The 15,909-nt window shown below is 57.9% G+C and carries 10 protein-coding genes, 1 pseudogene and 1 other annotated feature; of the genes and pseudogenes, 4 read left to right on the plus strand and 7 right to left on the minus strand.

From position 1 onward, the window contains the following. Both AC5I49_RS04890 and AC5I49_RS04895 read left to right on the plus strand, forming a co-directional pair. On the plus strand, positions 1-2,088 hold a 2,088-nt coding region (locus tag AC5I49_RS04890; protein WP_495788931.1), incomplete at its 5' end, for an efflux RND transporter permease subunit. Between the two features lie 66 nt (positions 2,089-2,154). Further along, positions 2,155-2,529, plus strand: coding sequence for a hypothetical protein (locus AC5I49_RS04895; RefSeq protein ID WP_012203671.1), 375 nt, complete (start codon positions 2,155-2,157; stop codon positions 2,527-2,529). Positions 2,530-2,897: 368 nt separating this feature from the next. On the opposite strand, the gene AC5I49_RS04900 is transcribed toward AC5I49_RS04895, so the two are convergent. Beyond that, positions 2,898-3,383, minus strand: coding sequence for an ASCH domain-containing protein (locus AC5I49_RS04900; protein WP_012203672.1), 486 nt, complete (start codon positions 3,381-3,383; stop codon positions 2,898-2,900). After that, positions 3,367-5,538: a GNAT family N-acetyltransferase gene (locus AC5I49_RS04905; RefSeq protein WP_012203673.1), complete on the minus strand. Its 2,172-nt coding sequence runs from the start codon at positions 5,536-5,538 to the stop codon at positions 3,367-3,369. The genes AC5I49_RS04900 and AC5I49_RS04905 overlap by 17 nt, the downstream gene beginning before the upstream one ends. 1,249 nt (positions 5,539-6,787) lie before the next feature. On the opposite strand from AC5I49_RS04905, the gene AC5I49_RS04910 reads away from it, so the two are divergent. Further along, the gene (locus AC5I49_RS04910) at positions 6,788-7,288 is read left to right on the plus strand and encodes a hypothetical protein (RefSeq protein ID WP_012203675.1); all 501 of its coding nucleotides are present in this window, start codon (positions 6,788-6,790) and stop codon (positions 7,286-7,288) included. 366 nt (positions 7,289-7,654) lie between these two features. Here AC5I49_RS04910 and AC5I49_RS04915 read toward each other — a convergent pair. The 4 genes and pseudogenes from AC5I49_RS04915 to AC5I49_RS04930 form a co-directional block, all read right to left on the minus strand. Continuing rightward, positions 7,655-8,373: pseudogene (locus tag AC5I49_RS04915) on the minus strand (IS3 family transposase); the annotation flags it as partial. After that, positions 8,027-8,157, minus strand: a sequence feature (AL1L pseudoknot). (Overlaps the previous pseudogene by 131 nt.) 302 nt (positions 8,374-8,675) lie before the next feature. Next, positions 8,676-10,526 carry a DUF3732 domain-containing protein gene (locus tag AC5I49_RS04920; RefSeq protein WP_012203678.1) on the minus strand — a complete coding sequence of 617 codons (1,851 nt, stop codon included), beginning with the start codon at positions 10,524-10,526 and terminating at the stop codon, positions 8,676-8,678. Beyond that, entirely contained in the window at positions 10,523-10,978 is a 456-nt protein-coding gene (locus tag AC5I49_RS04925; RefSeq protein ID WP_012203679.1) for a three component ABC system middle component, read from the minus strand. Before AC5I49_RS04925 ends, AC5I49_RS04920 begins: the two co-directional genes overlap by 4 nt. Next, positions 10,975-12,252 (minus strand): hypothetical protein, encoded by a 1,278-nt coding sequence (locus tag AC5I49_RS04930; RefSeq protein ID WP_012203680.1) that lies wholly within the window; start codon positions 12,250-12,252, stop codon positions 10,975-10,977. Before AC5I49_RS04930 ends, AC5I49_RS04925 begins: the two co-directional genes overlap by 4 nt. Before the next feature lie 200 nt (positions 12,253-12,452). Here AC5I49_RS04930 and AC5I49_RS04935 point away from each other — a divergent pair, with 200 nt between their 5' ends. Next, positions 12,453-13,613: an IS30 family transposase gene (locus AC5I49_RS04935; protein ID WP_495788932.1), complete on the plus strand. Its 1,161-nt coding sequence runs from the start codon at positions 12,453-12,455 to the stop codon at positions 13,611-13,613. Positions 13,614-13,786: 173 nt separating this feature from the next. On the opposite strand, the gene AC5I49_RS04940 is transcribed toward AC5I49_RS04935, so the two are convergent. Beyond that, positions 13,787-15,892, minus strand: a complete 2,106-nt coding sequence (locus tag AC5I49_RS04940; protein ID WP_203401064.1) for a helix-turn-helix domain-containing protein — start codon at positions 15,890-15,892, stop codon at positions 13,787-13,789. Positions 15,893-15,909: the final 17 nt, after the last annotated feature.

Genomic DNA, 15,909 nt, shown 5'->3' on the forward strand with positions numbered 1-15,909 from the left:
GGCAGCGGCGATCATCTGTGCACGCTTCGTGGATCGGTGGTGTTAGCCACTCTTATCTCCCTCGTCGCCATCCCGCTCTCGCTGGCGGTGACGGCGGTAGTCTTCAAGCTGCTCGGACAGTCCATCAATGTGATGACATTGGGAGGCCTGGCCATCGCCATTGGCGAGCTGGTCGACGATGCTGTCGTGGACGTGGAAAACATCCTGCGACGGCTGAAGCAGAACCGCCAGTTGCCCAGGCCACTGTCGACCATGGAGGTGGTACGCCACGCCAGTATCGAAGTGCGCTCAGGCATCGTTTACGCCACCATCATCGTGTGTCTGGTGTTCGTTCCTCTGTTCGCTCTTCCCGGCATCGAAGGGCGGCTCTTCACACCGCTGGGCATTGCCTACATCGTCTCCATCCTGGCATCGATGCTGGTGTCCATGACCGTCACGCCGGTGATGAGCTCCTACCTGCTGCCAAAGATGCGCCGTATTGACCATGGTGACAGCACATTGGTCACGCATTTGAAGCGCTGGGATGAGGCGCTGCTGAGCTGGTCCTTTCCGCGCACCAAGATACTGCTTTGCGCGGCAGCTTTGGCCGTTGCCGGTGCAGCAGCGAGCGTGCCATTCTTCCCGAGGGCGTTTCTGCCGGCTTTCAACGAAGGCTCCCTGGTTCTCGGAATGGTCTTCAACCCCGGGACATCACTGGCAGAGGCTAACCGGATGGGCTCACTGGCTGAAACACTCATCAAGGAGGTTCCAGAGGTAACGCAGGTGGGGCGTCGTACCGGACGTGCGGAGCTGGACGAGCATGCGGAGGGTGTGCACTCTGCAGAAATCGATGTCGACCTTCGCCGTAGTCAGCGGGACCGAGAAGCCATCATGGCTGACATCCGCGGCAAGCTTTCCGTCTTGCCCGCGCAAGTTGCCGTTGGCCAGCCCATCTCACACCGGTTGGACCATCTCTTGTCGGGCGTTCGCGCGCAGATTGCAGTCAAAGTTTTCGGTGACGACACTGACACCCTACGTGGTTTGGCGGAGCAACTACGCCTGGGGATGTCGACCATTCCTGGCGTGGTGGACTTGTCTGTTGAGAAACAGGTGCTTATTCCCCAAATCACGGTGCGCATCGACCAGCGCAAGGCAGCGCAGGCAGGCATCTCTCCCGGGGAAGCCGTCCGTATCCTCCAAGCCCTGACAGATGGAGCACACAGCGCGCAAATTGTCGATGGCGTAAAGCGGTACGAGTTGGTGCTGCGTTTGCCAGATGGGGCTCGAACGCCCCAGGACCTGGAGCGTACCCTCATCGATACTCCGTCGGGACGTATCCCTGTGTCTTCCATCGCGACGGTCGAGCAGAACGACGGCCCAAACCAGATTGGCAGGGAGAACGGGAGGCGCCGCATTGTTGTCTACGCGAACACGGATGGCAACGATATGAGCTCCATCGTGAGCAATATCCGGAGCGTGATTGGCGGGGTGACGCTGCCGGCTGGCGCGTTCATCAGCCTTGAGGGACAGTTCCAAGCTCAGGAGCAGGCCGCGCAACTGATTGCCAGTCTATCCGTGCTGTCCCTGTTGCTGGTGTTCCTGGTCCTGTACTCCCGGTACAAGTCTGTCACGCTGGCGGCCATCATCATGGCGAACATCCCCCTCGCCTTGATAGGCAGTGTGGTCGCCATGTGGATTGGAGACATCAGCCTCTCTGTTGCCTCAATGGTGGGCTTCATCACGCTGGCCGGCATCGCGACGCGCAACGGCATCCTCAAGGTCAGCCATTACATCAACCTCTGCAAGTTCGAGGGGGAGACGTTTGACCAGGCCATGGTTGTACGCGGCTCACTGGAACGATTGACTCCAGTCCTGATGACTGCGCTCGTTGCCGCGTTTGCTCTGACTCCTTTGCTGCTGTCTGCCGACGCACCCGGCAAGGAAATTCTGCACCCAGTGGCTGTCGTCATCTTCGGCGGTTTGGTGAGTTCAACGCTACTCGACACATTGATGACACCGCTGATGTACCTGCGGTTCGGTCGCAAGGCGACAGAGCGTCTCATCACCGACCAACCGGAAGAATCTCACGACGTTCAACACGCGTACTGACGCGTGCACTCAGATAGGCGACACCGCAGCCTCAACTTGCGGTCAACTTGAAACTTGGAGATGGAAATGATGAATCGTAAAACTGCCCTGGCCGTCATGCTCGGCTTGTCTGCGTTGGCCTTCAATGCTTCCGCCCATGGCCCTAGCAAGGCCCAATATGGAGGCGTGGTTCAGACCGCTAGCGACCTGTCGTTTGAGCTTGCGAACGAAGGCGATAAGGCTGCGCTGTACATCGTGGACCACGATGCGCCTGCAGACGCCAGCAAAATGAGTGGCAAGCTGGCCATTCTGAATGGCACCGAGAAGAGCGAGGTCGAACTCAAACCGGTCGGGGGCAACAAGCTCGAGGCTACGACGAAGTTGGTGTCTGGTGCTCGCGTCGTTGCGACGGTGACCACGGCTGAAGGCAAGGTCATCACGGTCCGATTCAAAGCCAAGTAAGCTGGGCGCATCGGGGCAGAAGTCCACAGCCCGAAATCAGTTTTTTTGCACTTCTGTGCCAGATGCGTTTCTAGGGGAGTCTTGCAAGGAGCGGACAAGACCATTGAGCGAGCCAACTATCCAGGCATACCGCCAGAATTTCCCATCAGCGAGATGACTTCCGCAGTTGCCGGTGCTCGCCCCAAGCTAGGCCTGATCGAGGAAGGCGGGAAGTTCTATACACCCGGCACCTCACCCTCTGAGGTGTTGAATGCTTTCGAGGTTTGTAAAGATCTCATCGCGCAGATGGTTCCATACTGCAAACGCAAGCTCGCTCAGGCCGTAGCAGAGCCTGAGGGTGTTTGAGGCGTTTGTTTCCATGGGGCGCCTCAGGCCAGTTCCAGCTCAGTCTGCAGATTTTGCGACGTCGCGGGCCTGCCGTGAAGAGCTTGGCTCATCACGTGCAGTAAAGGTCCATCATTTGCGACATTGGCGAAGAACTGTGGTGGGTGAAAGCCTCCCGACACGTCGCGCAGCTTGCTCAGCGGGATGGGGGACGTGAGCTCAGTAGGCTCACTCAGGCCCAATGCAAAGGCTTTCGAAATACCTGAAAAGTATTCGAAAAATTCTTGGCGCTTGAGGCCCGATACGGTGCCAAATCGCCTCCACAGTGTGCTGGGGGCGAGCGTGTGCAGGCCTGTGACAGTGGCGCAGCCGACGATGCTGCCGACCGGCATCTTTACGTAGAACCAGACCGTTGATCCAAGGGCTACGTGCATAGGCCGACGACGGAGCTCAACGGTTTTGGTGCCCTGCAGAATCCTGTTCGCATGCCGTTCTTCAAGAGAGATCAGGAAGTTATGCGGGGCGTTCATGCGGAAATCCTTCGAGGAGAATGTTTTCGATCTGCTCGGATGTGAGCGATCGACTTGTCAGCAGTTGGGTAGGCTCGCCACAACCGAGCCTCTTAAGGCGCGCCAGCGGCACAGGGTTTGGCAGTTTTCTAAGGTTGCTGAAGGCCACGACGGCCTTGATTTTTGACTTGCCGATGGTTGATAGATCGACTTCCTCAAGCGCCGATCGGTCCAAGTCCCCTTTGTCGACCATCCCCTCAGCACTCAGGTAAGCGTTTGTCACCCGTGCAACAGCCACCACGGCTTTGAGTCCTTTGTGGCGCCCAGATTCGTAGAAGAACATCAAGCTCCCACGTCGGAACGCCTTTAGGGTCTGCGGCGAACTCAAATAGTGGCGTTGCTGGTAGAGCAGAGCTTTGGCGCTCGGCAGCAGCTGCATCTGATCTAGGTGATCCAGCAAATGTTCTGCATAGTCTCGCAGGATAGGCACGAGCACCCCAGGTCGGCCAGGCATGCAAATCAGCGCTGGCGAGAGCAAAGTTTCCAAAGCGAAAGCTGTCAGCTGGGTGCGTTGACCATCGGGCCGAGTGAGTTCGATGTATTGGTCTGGATCTCGGAAAATCGGCATCGACGTTGGCAGGCCGATTTCGCTCGCGCTTTGAAGTTTCGAGCGGTGTGTAGACCAGTTCTGGGCAAGGACCACGCTGTAGAGCGATACCTTGTGCAGCTCCTGCGCCTTGTTCGTGCCGGTGAAGCCGATCTCAAGTGCAACCTCCCTGACAGACGCCTGCTGGGGAGCGAGGTTCAGCCGAATGCGTTGAACCTCTTTTTCAGCCCTTCCCATCAAGTGAACGAGCATCAGGCGTGCTGCGTCATGTGCGCACGTAACCCGTTCATCGACCGCGAGGTAGGCATCGCAAGTGCCTCCTCTGAGACCACTGGGCCACATCAGATACCCAATAGTTTGATCCTCTTGCACAACGATGTAGCGATGGCGGGCCCGGCTGTTGCCATCATCTGCAGCCCAGGCAGTGGACTGATCAACCAGAGCTACGCCCAGGCGCGCAAGGAGTTCGCGGACCGCAACCTCGTTGCCACAGGTGAGCTCCTTCAGCTCCAGCGTGTCACGTGTGCTGGCTGTGATGGCGCCAAGCTCCGGGTCAATCTCCCCCAAAATCTGAAACGCAGATGGGGAGAGCACTTCGATTCCATACCGCAGGCGAAGCATGGCCGATGCATCGCGAATGGAACCATCGCTGGTCACCAACCCTGCTAACTTGTGATGTATCACTGTGCCAAGGTGCCGCAGGTCAGAGAGGTCGTTTGCTGTCAGGGCACCTGCTGCGAAACGCTCCGCAAAAATAACGGGAGCAAGTTCGTTGGTGAGCTGCGTCATGACATCGCCAGGGGGCACTGCGAACTTCGGGAAAACTTGTCCTAGACCCTGCATGGGGTCGGTCTTTCCGCTTGTTGCCGACCGCTTGAGCTCTGTATCAAACTCGGTGCTCAATGCGAGGCGGCACACGCCCAAGCGCTCTAGCGCAAACAGGTCGACAACATCCTGATGCCGTGCTCTGCGCGGACCCAGGTCGAACATGACGTTAAGGTCCAGCAGATAGAGTTTGGTGGCTGCAGAGGGCTCGACAGCAAGGCCCAGAGGATCTCGATGGTTCAGTCCACTGGGCGCAAAAAGCTGCTGGGTCGGTAGTTCGTGGCTGCGCACCACCAGCGTCCGGCCCCTTGTCTTCCCTCCTGGCGTGGTGCGATATGCATAGAACTCCTGGCTTTGCCAAAACTCCTGGGAGGAGCGAAGGTCTTCAGCGACCCGAGCATCAATGGCGATGTAGTTCAACGCGCTCAAATGTGCCTTGAGCGAGTCGAGCATTGTCTTTGCGACGTTGTGGCGGCGGCACCTCGAATCGACATGGATCTGCATGACGTAGCCCCGCGGAAACCGCGTAGCAAACAGAAGGTGCCCCGCATAACGTGCCTCATTAGCTTGGCGAGCAACCGCCACGATAAGCCGTTCACCGGTTGCAGCTTCGTTGTAGACCTTGAACGGGAACCAACCCAACGCATCACGGACAGTTTCAGCGGCCTCAACCACCTGAGCAACATATGGCAGGACATCTTGGCGTTTCGAAAGTAAGTCGATCGTGAGCTTTTGGGTTTCCATGCAGTCAACGCTCCACCTTTTTAAGTCGATGGGCAGGACTGTATCAAAGCTGTTACGTATGAAAGCCGCCAGTAGAGCAAGGGGCGCTAAGCTGCAATGAATCAAAGTCGGGAGGCGATAGATGCGCTTGCCTTTAGAAGCTCTCACCTTATGCTTGCATGTGGGTACCTCCAACGCCTGATTGAGACCGCGCTGGCGGCCTGTCACGCATACAGATCCCGGAGAGGGTTTTGGTATGGGTGATGCTTCCATAGAGGTAACTGTATATAAATACAGTACATTGGTCAAGTCCGAAGAGCATCAAGCTGGTGCAGAGCTCCCGCTTAAAGGCGGCGCGACCGGGACAGGGGCGCCCCATCGCCAAGCCGAAGACCTCATTGCTGTGTTGCGGGAGCTTCATCAGGACGGCGAGCTCTCGAGCTTGGTTGCCGATGGAGCGATGCACACCAAACCCAGCCCCTAGACTCTGCCGCTACGAAGGCGTTCTTCTGCGGAGCGGGAGCGGGGTTGAACGGGCATGGCCCCTATGCCTCTACCTGAAGGACGTGCTCACGCGCCTGCCCACACACGTGCCAGCCGGACCGAAGAATTGCTGCTGTATCGCTGGCAGGCTGAGGGCGCCGCCTGATCAATGCCTGTGTTGCCTGCGACGGTCAACATGGGATTGCCGCGCTGTTACCATAGACCTGCTCCGTGCGTAGGCTATAGTGCTTGTTACGAATTCGCTCGCAGATCTTATTCAACAACTACGTGGTGCGTAACATAGGAGATGCGGTGGGTTTTATGGCTGCGTTTGGTACTGTATTTTCATTCAGCACACCTGCAACAAGGCCAGGCTACAAGCCCCTTGCTGCTTCTTTTAAGTGCCGATTTAGATCGCAAGCATCAGATATGATCTGCGTTTTTTGCGATCCATAATCCGTTATGCCGCAGGATAAATTCATGACTGGCCTAAGCATTCTCTTCGCCTCAAAAGATGGCGGCTCAATCACGGCAGACGATGCAAGGATCATCGATTCAGCCCTCTCGGAAGTTTGCTCATCAGGCATTCCGGATGACCAGGTCGAGAATGTAGTGGGTTACCTAGATACGAATTTGTTGTATAACAGCGCAGCAATGCCAGCCCACTAGGTGGCTGCGCTTGATGCCTTGAGGGCAAATCTTGAGGCTCGTCGTTGAAGCGGCTTCACTCAAGCGTTAGGTACTCGAGATCAGATCGGCGACACCGCAAACAGGAGGTGGATGCAAGATGACCAAATATGCAGGCGCGCAAGACACTTATCGCGAACTCGTCGAAGAATCAAATGAGAGTTGGCTTTTGGGTCTCGTAGCTTTTGCTGTCGTTGAAGAGCAGCGCGTTGAATGGATGCGACACTACGAGAAGAGCCACGGCGCTCTGCCGACTGCGGATCAGGTTCATGGCTGGTACGAGCAGCAACCACCGGGCGCCCTGTTGCGTGCAAAGGGTACTGCAGAGAATGCCTTGCTTGCATACTCAGAACAGGTTTCCGCCGAGTTAGATGCGGAGTATCGGAAAGAAATCGAAAACGGAATCGTGGTCGGCGAGATCAAAGAGCTGAAGCAGTTCTGGCCGCAGTTCGGAGTAAACGTGGCGGGCGGTCTTACTAGCGCACTATTGTTTGCAGCCATCCTCACCGTGGTCGCATTCCTGGTGTTCAATGACACATCTCCAGTCGAAATGGTGAAGAAGTCAAATCAATCTTCCGTAGGAGTGGAACATGGCAATTAGGCCCGAAGTCACCGGCAAGCGTGCCGCTACGGCCGCTTCCAAAGTGCTACGAAGCAGCGATTCAAGTAAATCTGCGAAATCCGCTGCCGGATCTGCCTTGTCTCAGCACAAAGCACCACCAAAGGTCACATCCACAAAGGCAGCGACTGCCGCATCTGCCGCGTTGCGTAGCGCGGGATCAAGCAAGTCGACAAAGACTGCTGCGGGTTCGGCACTGACACAACGTGCAATTCAAAAGAAGTAGGCGGGGCACATTGAGCGGCGTGGCACGGGCACCTTGTCCTTCCATTAAGACTGGCTAACACCACCGATCCACGAAGCGTGTGCAGATGATCGCTGCCGCCAATTTCAGCAGTGCTTCGTGGACAACCAGCCCTGCCAAGTAGAGACGTACGTGAAGTCGCTGACCCATAGCTGGTTGGGCCGCTCGACAAGAAACTGCCGGTTCATCCGGCCCAGTGGGCATGGGGCCTTGGCATCGCCGATGGTGGTACGCACGACCTTGCCGCGCGTCACGCCGCGCAGTCCCATGCTGCGCATCAACCGCTCGACTGTGCAGCGGGCCACGACGACGCCTTCGCGTGCCATCTGTCGCCACACCTTATCGGCACCTTAGACCTGCATGTTGGCCCGCCAGACGCGCTGAATTTGCGGCATCAGCAGTAGTTCTTCGCGTTTGGCTCGGGCACAGCGCCTGTGGGGCTCGCGCAGCAGCGCGGCATGCCGCCGATATGCCGACGGAGCAACCTGCAGAACCTTGCAGAGCGGCTTGACCCCGAAGGCGTGGCGGTGCTGGTCGATGAAAGCCTTTACGACTTCAGTCGGCGTAGGGGGCTTGCCAGTCGAGCTCCGCCTGGGCGAAAAACGTTCAATATCTCGTTGGCCCCGCGTAGTTCCTTGTTCTCACGCTCCAGTTCCCTCATCCGCTGCGTCTCGCCGGTCGTGATGCCTTCACGCGCGCCGGCATCGACCTCGGCGCGCTTGACCCATTCGTTCAGGGTCTGCGGCACGCAGCCAATCTTGAGAGCGATGGACTCGATGGTCGCTCACAGCGACGGGTATTCCCCACGGTGCTCCCGAACCATCCTCCCCGGACGCTCACGGACCTCGGGCGAGAACTTGTTCGATTTGCTCGTGGCTCAATCCTCTCAGAGTGTTGAGCATCTGCGAAAACCGGGGCGGTTCAGTTCTTTGCTTACCGGTCGTCGTGCTATGAGGGCATTGAGCATAACCACTCTGACGGACCCTCTGGGGCAGTGGTGTTAGCCACTCTTAGTTGAGCGCGCGACTAACCATGTTCAGCTCGCTTCGGGATGTTGCGCCACGAAGAGGTCGGTCGTATTCGTAGTGAGCGGTTTGGTGCCGCTCACCGGCTTGACCAAGACAACTATTCCTTCGCTGGAGAGGCGGGTCTGCGTAGGATCAATCCATAATCCTCGCGCAGTTCACGATCAACTAGGTGGAATCGTTCCAACCCCAGGCCTGTCCAATGAGTCTCTTCGATATGTTCCAGCACGATGATTTGAAAGCCTCCATGCGCGTCCATTTCCTTGACGAAGCCGTTGAGTTCGCTTAGCACGACGTCAAGGCTGACGATATCGTCGGTCGGCTTTCCGTCGGTCCAATACGGCGTACTGGGTTGGTCCAGCACCAAGAACGATGGCATCCAGGGTACGCGCTGAAGCTTGGCGATCTCGTGCAGTGCAAGAAAATAGGCGACATGTAGGTAGAGGTAGTTCGACGCACTGCCAATGTCCGGCATTTTCTCTGTCTGCGAGAGATCCGGGGAGTACAGGGTGATCAGGCGTTCCCGCTCGGCAAGATGCGCGAAAAAGCCCTCGTAACCCTTGAGTTTCAGCCGCGTCAAACGTGCGTTGATGCGTCGGTTGAGTTCTTCCTTGGTGTGGGCAGTCTTCTGCAGGTTAGCGTCGACTGCTTCCTGCAGTTCTCGGATCGGCGCATCGAGGTCGTCGTTGATAACTGGTTGGCGCAAGTCGTCGCGTCTGGCGTAGAGCTCAAGCTTCGACTCGAGCCGGCCAAGATACCGATGGTAGGTCTGCGGACTCCGGCGCATCGCCTGACTTTGCTGTAATTCCGCCTGTCTAGCACGTAGATCGACGATGCGCCTTTCGTTATCATCGATCAGCGTTTGCACCTCCTTGAGAAAGGGGAAGGTGTCGCGGCTGCGGATAGTTCGCTGAATATCGTTCAGTTCCCTCTGAAGGCGCGAAACCACCTGATGGGCCAGGAACGACGGAAACACCTGCTCTAAATCGGCGTCGAATATGCTGGCCGGTTTAAGCGCATCGGCCATGTTCCGGAGCGCACCTTTATGGTGGTCTCCGTTTTCGACGAAAGCCACCAACCGGCGGTTCTTCGTGCGTAGCTCAAAAATCTCGGCCTCAATTCGATCTTCTTCATAGAGTTGTGCTGGCAAGATATCGGCCATGTCGAGCGCTAGCCGGAGTGCATTGATCTGTTCCGTAGGCGTATCCGGGAAGTTGTCGACTAGGCCAAAAGACATGGCTTCCCGGCCGAGCTGCTCAAGCTCGTCGGAGAACGCGTGGACCGCCTTGTCATAAATCCCCTGCTTTCTCGCTTGCGCGGCCTTCTTGCGTTCGAGGTCAGCCAGTTGACTGCGCGCGAGCGCTGTCTTGACGTTCTCTGCACCGATGGCCATGCGAAAAGTCCGTTCGATCCCTTCCTGGTATCGGCCATCACTTGGACGAATGTACAGATAATCTGGGGCGATGATGGTCGTCTGATCCTGATAACAATGCGCCAGGAAGTTGCGAAACGAGACCTTCTGACCAGCCTGTATGAACTTGCCGCCGTAAGGAACCTTCAACTCGGGATCGATCCCGAAAGCCTTGTTGAGGACCCGCTTGAGGTTATCGATACGGATATTCGGTGTCGGCCGCTCTGGGATGATTCCATCCTCACTGAAGTAGGCGCGATCTCTGTCCTGTTGCGCCTCCGAAGGGCGGGCGATGACCAGTTCCTTGCCGTCGATGGTAAGCCTGATGCCATACCAGTCGACCTTGGAATCGATATTGGTCTTGGATATACCCTTGGTTTCACTGGCCAGCAGGCAATAATCGATGATGAACAGGATGGACGATTTTCCCTTGCCCGCATCACCGGTAATTACGTTGACGTGGTTGTGTCGAAATTCCAGATTTCTGAACTGCTGGTCTTTCTGCCAAAGGAGAATGTTCGATATCTGAATGTTGCTCACAGCGCTATCCGAAAGGTTTGATACAGATCAACGGCTGGCTCCCGCAATAGTGTGGCCAGGTGCGGACCGGCGCCCATGATGTCACTGGCAGTCTTGCCGACGCGTGCCGGCTTGTTATCGTCGAAAAAGACTTTCTCAAGCACAATTTCACTGTTAACCAGCTGGGTCATGCCCATCTCGCAGGCAAGCAATATAGTGTTGAGTGAGGTCAGAGACAGATCGCTGAAGCGTGCGCTGACGGTGGTGAAAGCTTCGGGGTGCGACAGGATTAGATCCTTGCAACTCACGATGGCGCTGCGCTGATCCTTGAGTATTTTGCGAATGCTGCGGTCGAACAGGAGAGGCAAGACGAGGAACGCTTTGGAGAGCGGGAGTCGCCTGTCTGGTGCGTACTGCAGAGCTGTCTGCAGTGCAACTGCACCGAGCAATTCGTTGGTGGACAGGGTACTCATGATTTGAATTTCGCCTCCCAGTCCTTCGTCCAGCCGATTCTCGGCTGATCCGACAGGCTAATGAACTTGCCACGGCTCATGGCGATCGGCAGCGAATTTTTATTGGCAGTCAGCGACTCCTTGATGGTTTGCTTGTAGCAGGCATAAGCCGCTTGGCGGTGTGCTGCCTCGTCGGCATGCGCATCGCGGTGAGTATCCCGATGGATCTCTGTCCAGATACCGTGCGCGCTGTTTTCCAGCCGAAGATTTTCAACTTGCCCAAAAAGTCCGCGGTCGCACAGTTCCTCGATGAAGTCTTCGGCGACCTTCATCTCAATGCCGCGATCGATGATTTCTTCGGATGCGATATTGAGCGCGGCAAGCTGCGCCTGGAACTTACTGTTCAAGAAGGACAGTTCTTGCGGACGGCGATAAGAATAATGGCGATCCACAAACTCCTCAAAATTTGCTTCGTCAGTCCTCGCGGCCGTCAGAATCAGCCTGAATCCCATCCGTTTTCGGAAATCATCGAAGGAAATGCTAACCTTCTCGTTGGCACAGATGGTCTTGAACTTGTACTCCTTGAAAGCCCCGATCAAGGCTTGGCGGGTCGCTAGGAGCCGGCTATCCGGCACTGAGAGGTAGGTCAGGAGCGAGTCGATTCGTGCGAGGATCCCGCTGTTGTCCGCATGGAACTCGAAGCGTTCGAAAAGAAAGCACAGGTCGACATCGGATGCTTGCGCCAGTGCCCTGGCGTAGCCCGCGATTGGATTGGGAGATGCCTCGGGGGCTTTCTGCGCGTCTGTAGCAGCGATGTCATGGTGTGTCTCACGAATATGCGTGATGATCGCTTCGATGTCTTTTTTGGGTGCCTTGAGCAGACTGATAAGTGTCTGGCTGTTCAACGCCTTATTCGTATATATTCGAAAACCGACCTCGCCGTGCTGCGGCAGTTCGGGTAACGCTTTAAGCCAGTTGGCGAGCGTTTTCCACAGGTCGCAGTCACGATCAGTGATGTTGCCTCCGGACAGGCTATGCTTGACCTGATACAGGAGGAACTTGCTGGATATCGTCTCGAGGTGGATGTCATCTAAGACTTCGAGCCCCAGTGATTCGCCAGGCTTGAGTTCCAGGAGTTTTTCGATAAACACTAGATCCTGGAATTCAAAGCCGAGTGAGGTTTTGTCTGCCGAAACTGCGTCTAGATGGCCCATATTTGTTATATCGTTGTACAGCAATTTTAATGAATGATGCCCATGCTGCGAACGCAGGCGCAATATCGCATGATCGATCATAACGTCCGGATCGACGCGTGGCTATGCATGATGACCACAGGTACCGTCCAGGCGTGCATTAGCCCCTCAGTGTCCGCTTCCCGTCGTGAAGCCGCCGCCTGGATGACCAGTTAGCGGTGGAATCAATCGGCCGCTCCTGGCTGCGAATTCAACCGGTCGATGCAACACAATGACTGCACCTGGCGCAAGGAGTGCTGGCCATGAAGCAACGACCTCGGATCTACTACACCGAAGCACAGAAGGCGATGATGTGGGATCGCTGGAGCAAGGGCGATACCCTGCACCAGATCGGCAAGCTGTTCGATCGGCCACATACCTCCATTCAGAACATCCTGGCCGCAACCGGCGGAATCCGCCCGCCAGCGCGCCATCGATCACGATTGGCACTGACTCTCGCTGAGCGCGAGGAGATCTCGCGGGCATTGGCTGCGGGCGAATCCATCCACTGCGTTGCCGCGCGCTTGGGGCGAGCTGCATCCACTGTCAGCCGTGAGCTTCACCGCAACGGTGGCAAGAGTTGCTACAGGGCTGCGCGCGCCGATGAAGCAGCCTGGGAGCGTGCGCACCGCCCCAAGCGTTGCAAGCTGGCGAGCAATCCAGCCCTGGCGCAGATCGTGGCTGGCAAACTGCAGCATCGATGGTCGCCTGAGCAGATCGCCGGTTGGCTCAAACGGACCTACCCAGAGCAAAGGAGCATGCAGGTGTCCCACGAAGCCATCTATCGCACGCTCTTTGTCCAGACGCGGGGCGCTTTGAAGAAGGAGCTTCTGGAGCATTTGCGGCGCACCAGAGGCATGCGTCGTTCACGGCACTACACGCAAAAGACCAGTATCCATGGCCGAATCGTCGGTGCCGTCCCCATCAGCGAACGTCCGGCCTGTATAGAAGATCGGGCCGTGCCAGGGCATTGGGAAGGAGACTTGCTGTTCGGCGATGCTCATAGCCAGATCGCGACCTTGGTGGAGCGACACACGCGCTATGTGATGCTGGTCAAGCTGGTGGACAAAGACTCGTACACCGTGGCTGCGGCCCTAGCCAGACATGCCAGGAGCCTGCCGCATGAGCTCTACCGCTCCTTGACCTGGGATCGCGGCTCGGAAATGGCGGGGCACAAGCGCTTCACGTTGGCGACCGACATCCAGGTCTACTTCTGCGACCCGCACCATCCATGGCAACGGGGCACCAACGAGAACACGAACGGGTTACTCAGGCAGTACCTTCCCAAAGGCCTGGATCTGTCGGGCTACTCACAGGAGAGCTTGGATGCGATTGCAAGGCAGTTGAACCAGCGTCCCAGGAAGACGCTGGGGTTCAGAACACCTGCTGAAATGTTTGATGAGTGTGTTGCGTTGACCGGTTGAATCCACCGCCGTCAGCAGTCTTTCGCCCCAAAGCCGCTACCGGCGGCCCCAGAACTGATTTCGGACACTCAGCCTAAGGCTTCAACGACTGCTGCGGATTACAGTGCGGACTGAAGATTTGTTTGGCGCGAGGGACTGCTGCCAACTAGGCGAACGGCAACGGCCGCCCGGGTTCAGCCTTGGATCAGCAGATGGCGCACCGATGCCATCGCGTCGTCCCAGGCCTCTGTAACCGCGGCCAGCACTCGCGCATCCGCCTCGCCATCGTGCTTGACGCAAAACCAGTCATGATTGCGCACATTGATTCGCTCCCGATAGCCTTTCCCCAGACCCCACTGGCTGCTGCAATCGCGCCAGAAGTCGGAGTCCCCTCGCATCTCGTCGGCGTGCACACTTTCGCCGACCAGTTGGGCCTTGCGGATCACTGCGTCAAAGCCGGCCTCCACGGACCTGATGGTCTGATGCACGAGGCCGTGTGCGTCGGCGAACTGATCGTCCTGGAGCAGGTTGTTCGCAATCGCCCGAAACTCGTTTAGCTTCGGCTCTGTGAGAATTGCGGCGAGCCGGCGTGCGCCGTGACTCAATTGATGCCCGTAGTGCAGGTTCAACCAATCCCCGTCGCGCACGATGGCAGCGTAGACCGTCCGCGGATGGGCGGCCTCGACCGCCTTGACGAGGCTGTCATGCACGTGCCGCGTTGTGCTCTTGGGCAGCGCGGCATTGTTTTCGAGCCAAGTTTGCAGTCTGCGCGCTGCGGCCTGCATCGCCTCGCGGGCCTGGGCCCGTTCATGGTTTTCTAGCAGCGCCTGCGCTCCCGAAATGATCTCCTCCAAGGCGTCGCGCTGCCACTGCCGGACTACGCGGATACGCCTGCAGACGAAGCTGCGTAGATCCTCCGGGTCATCCTCCGATGCGTTGAAGAACTCGATCGGTATTGTGCCAACGCCGAGTTGCTGGAGACGATCTGCAGCCTCGAAGCCCTTGACCTCGCGACCTTCCGCCGCGTCCTGGACCAAGACGCCGTTTTCCTTGACCATCGTCGCCTCGCCCGGCCGCGGCAGCGCCAGGATCGCTGCGTGGCTCTCCAGGGTGCGTACCCCGGCCTCCCTAGCGCGCGTCAGCAGCTGCCGGACCGGCAGAGCTGGGGTTTCATCGAACCGGCTGCACAGCACGACGACTGTATGCGGGTCGTCAAAGTGCTGCTCAAGGTCGCGACGCTCCGCCAACTCATCGATGCCGCGCGTGTCGATCAGAGTGAGATCGACCTCACTCTCCTGCAGGATGGTCTGCGGTACGAATAGTTCAATGCGCCGGGGCAGCGTGAAATCCGAGTGGCGGCCGTTGTTGATGCGCTCGAACGCGTCCTGTAGCCACTCCAGCGGGTTTGTGCCGCTGTCGGCGCTGTGCCACATATCGCGCTCTGCGCGCCGGTGCAGCTCCATGCGCGAGAGGATTTCGACCGCGAGCGCCTTCGAGTCTGTCAGCGTTGCTGCCAGCGCCCGGGCTTCGTCGCTGGCGGGCACGACCGTGCCGTCCTGCTTCCGCTCCGCTCGGCGGCGGCGCAGGCCTGCCATATTGCGGATGGCGCGCTCAATCTCGCCGGACACGCCAGGTGAAGCGGATTCACTTTCGTCGTCATCCTGCGGCACCGGTTGCGTCGGTCGGAGCAGGAAACTCGCAAAGTCAGAAACGTGGCGGCGGATTTCGTCATCGCTGCAGGGCTCGACCATCAGGCCGTAGCCTGGACCCTGCCGGACGTGAACCTCGCAAAGCGTGATGCGCCCGGTGCCGGTCTCAAGCACCGCTTTTGGCAAGCCCTTTCCCGTCGAAATCTCGAGGCCCTGCGCACTGCAGATTGCTGTCGACTTGCCGACGGCGATGGTGCCGATGAAGGCGGCGCGGAAGCGTTTGTCGGCCACGCGCGCGGCGGCTGTTTTCAGCTCGTCCTGATAACGTACCAGGCGGCGCTCGAAGAACTGCTTGACGTCCGGCCGCTCGGCCAGGTCATGAACCTGTTGGGCCGTCTGCTCAGCGCTCCATAGGAGGTCGGCATCCGGGTCGCCGAGCGGAGGTTCAGAAAGGATCTTCCATTCACGGGCGAGCATTTCCTGTAGTTTGAGAGCTTCGGGAGTGCCGATGCCGTTGAGGATCGTAGCCAGCTCGTCGCCGCCGAGCGTGCGCTCACCGCTCTCGACGCGGGACAGTACGGCGGGGCTCCAGGTGAGCTTGCGTGCGAGTTCGGCTTGCTTCAGTCTCGCCTGCTCGCGCAGGGTGGCGATTGGGCTGCTGCCGGTCT

The organism is Delftia sp., from assembly GCF_059499305.1.

What these genes read in the sequence shown, in the direction of transcription:
- AC5I49_RS04900 (WP_012203672.1), bottom strand. Translation starts at nt 3,383, where the DNA reads ATGAACGCCCCGCATAACTTCCTGATCTCTCTTGAAGAACGGCATGCG.
- AC5I49_RS04930 (WP_012203680.1), bottom strand. Translation starts at nt 12,252, where the DNA reads ATGATCGATCATGCGATATTGCGCCTGCGTTCGCAGCATGGGCATCAT.
- AC5I49_RS04925 (WP_012203679.1), bottom strand. Translation starts at nt 10,978, where the DNA reads ATGAGTACCCTGTCCACCAACGAATTGCTCGGTGCAGTTGCACTGCAG.
- AC5I49_RS04905 (WP_012203673.1), bottom strand. Translation starts at nt 5,538, where the DNA reads ATGGAAACCCAAAAGCTCACGATCGACTTACTTTCGAAACGCCAAGAT.
- AC5I49_RS04910 (WP_012203675.1), top strand. Translation starts at nt 6,788, where the DNA reads ATGACCAAATATGCAGGCGCGCAAGACACTTATCGCGAACTCGTCGAA.
- AC5I49_RS04895 (WP_012203671.1), top strand. Translation starts at nt 2,155, where the DNA reads ATGATGAATCGTAAAACTGCCCTGGCCGTCATGCTCGGCTTGTCTGCG.
- AC5I49_RS04935 (WP_495788932.1), top strand. Translation starts at nt 12,453, where the DNA reads ATGAAGCAACGACCTCGGATCTACTACACCGAAGCACAGAAGGCGATG.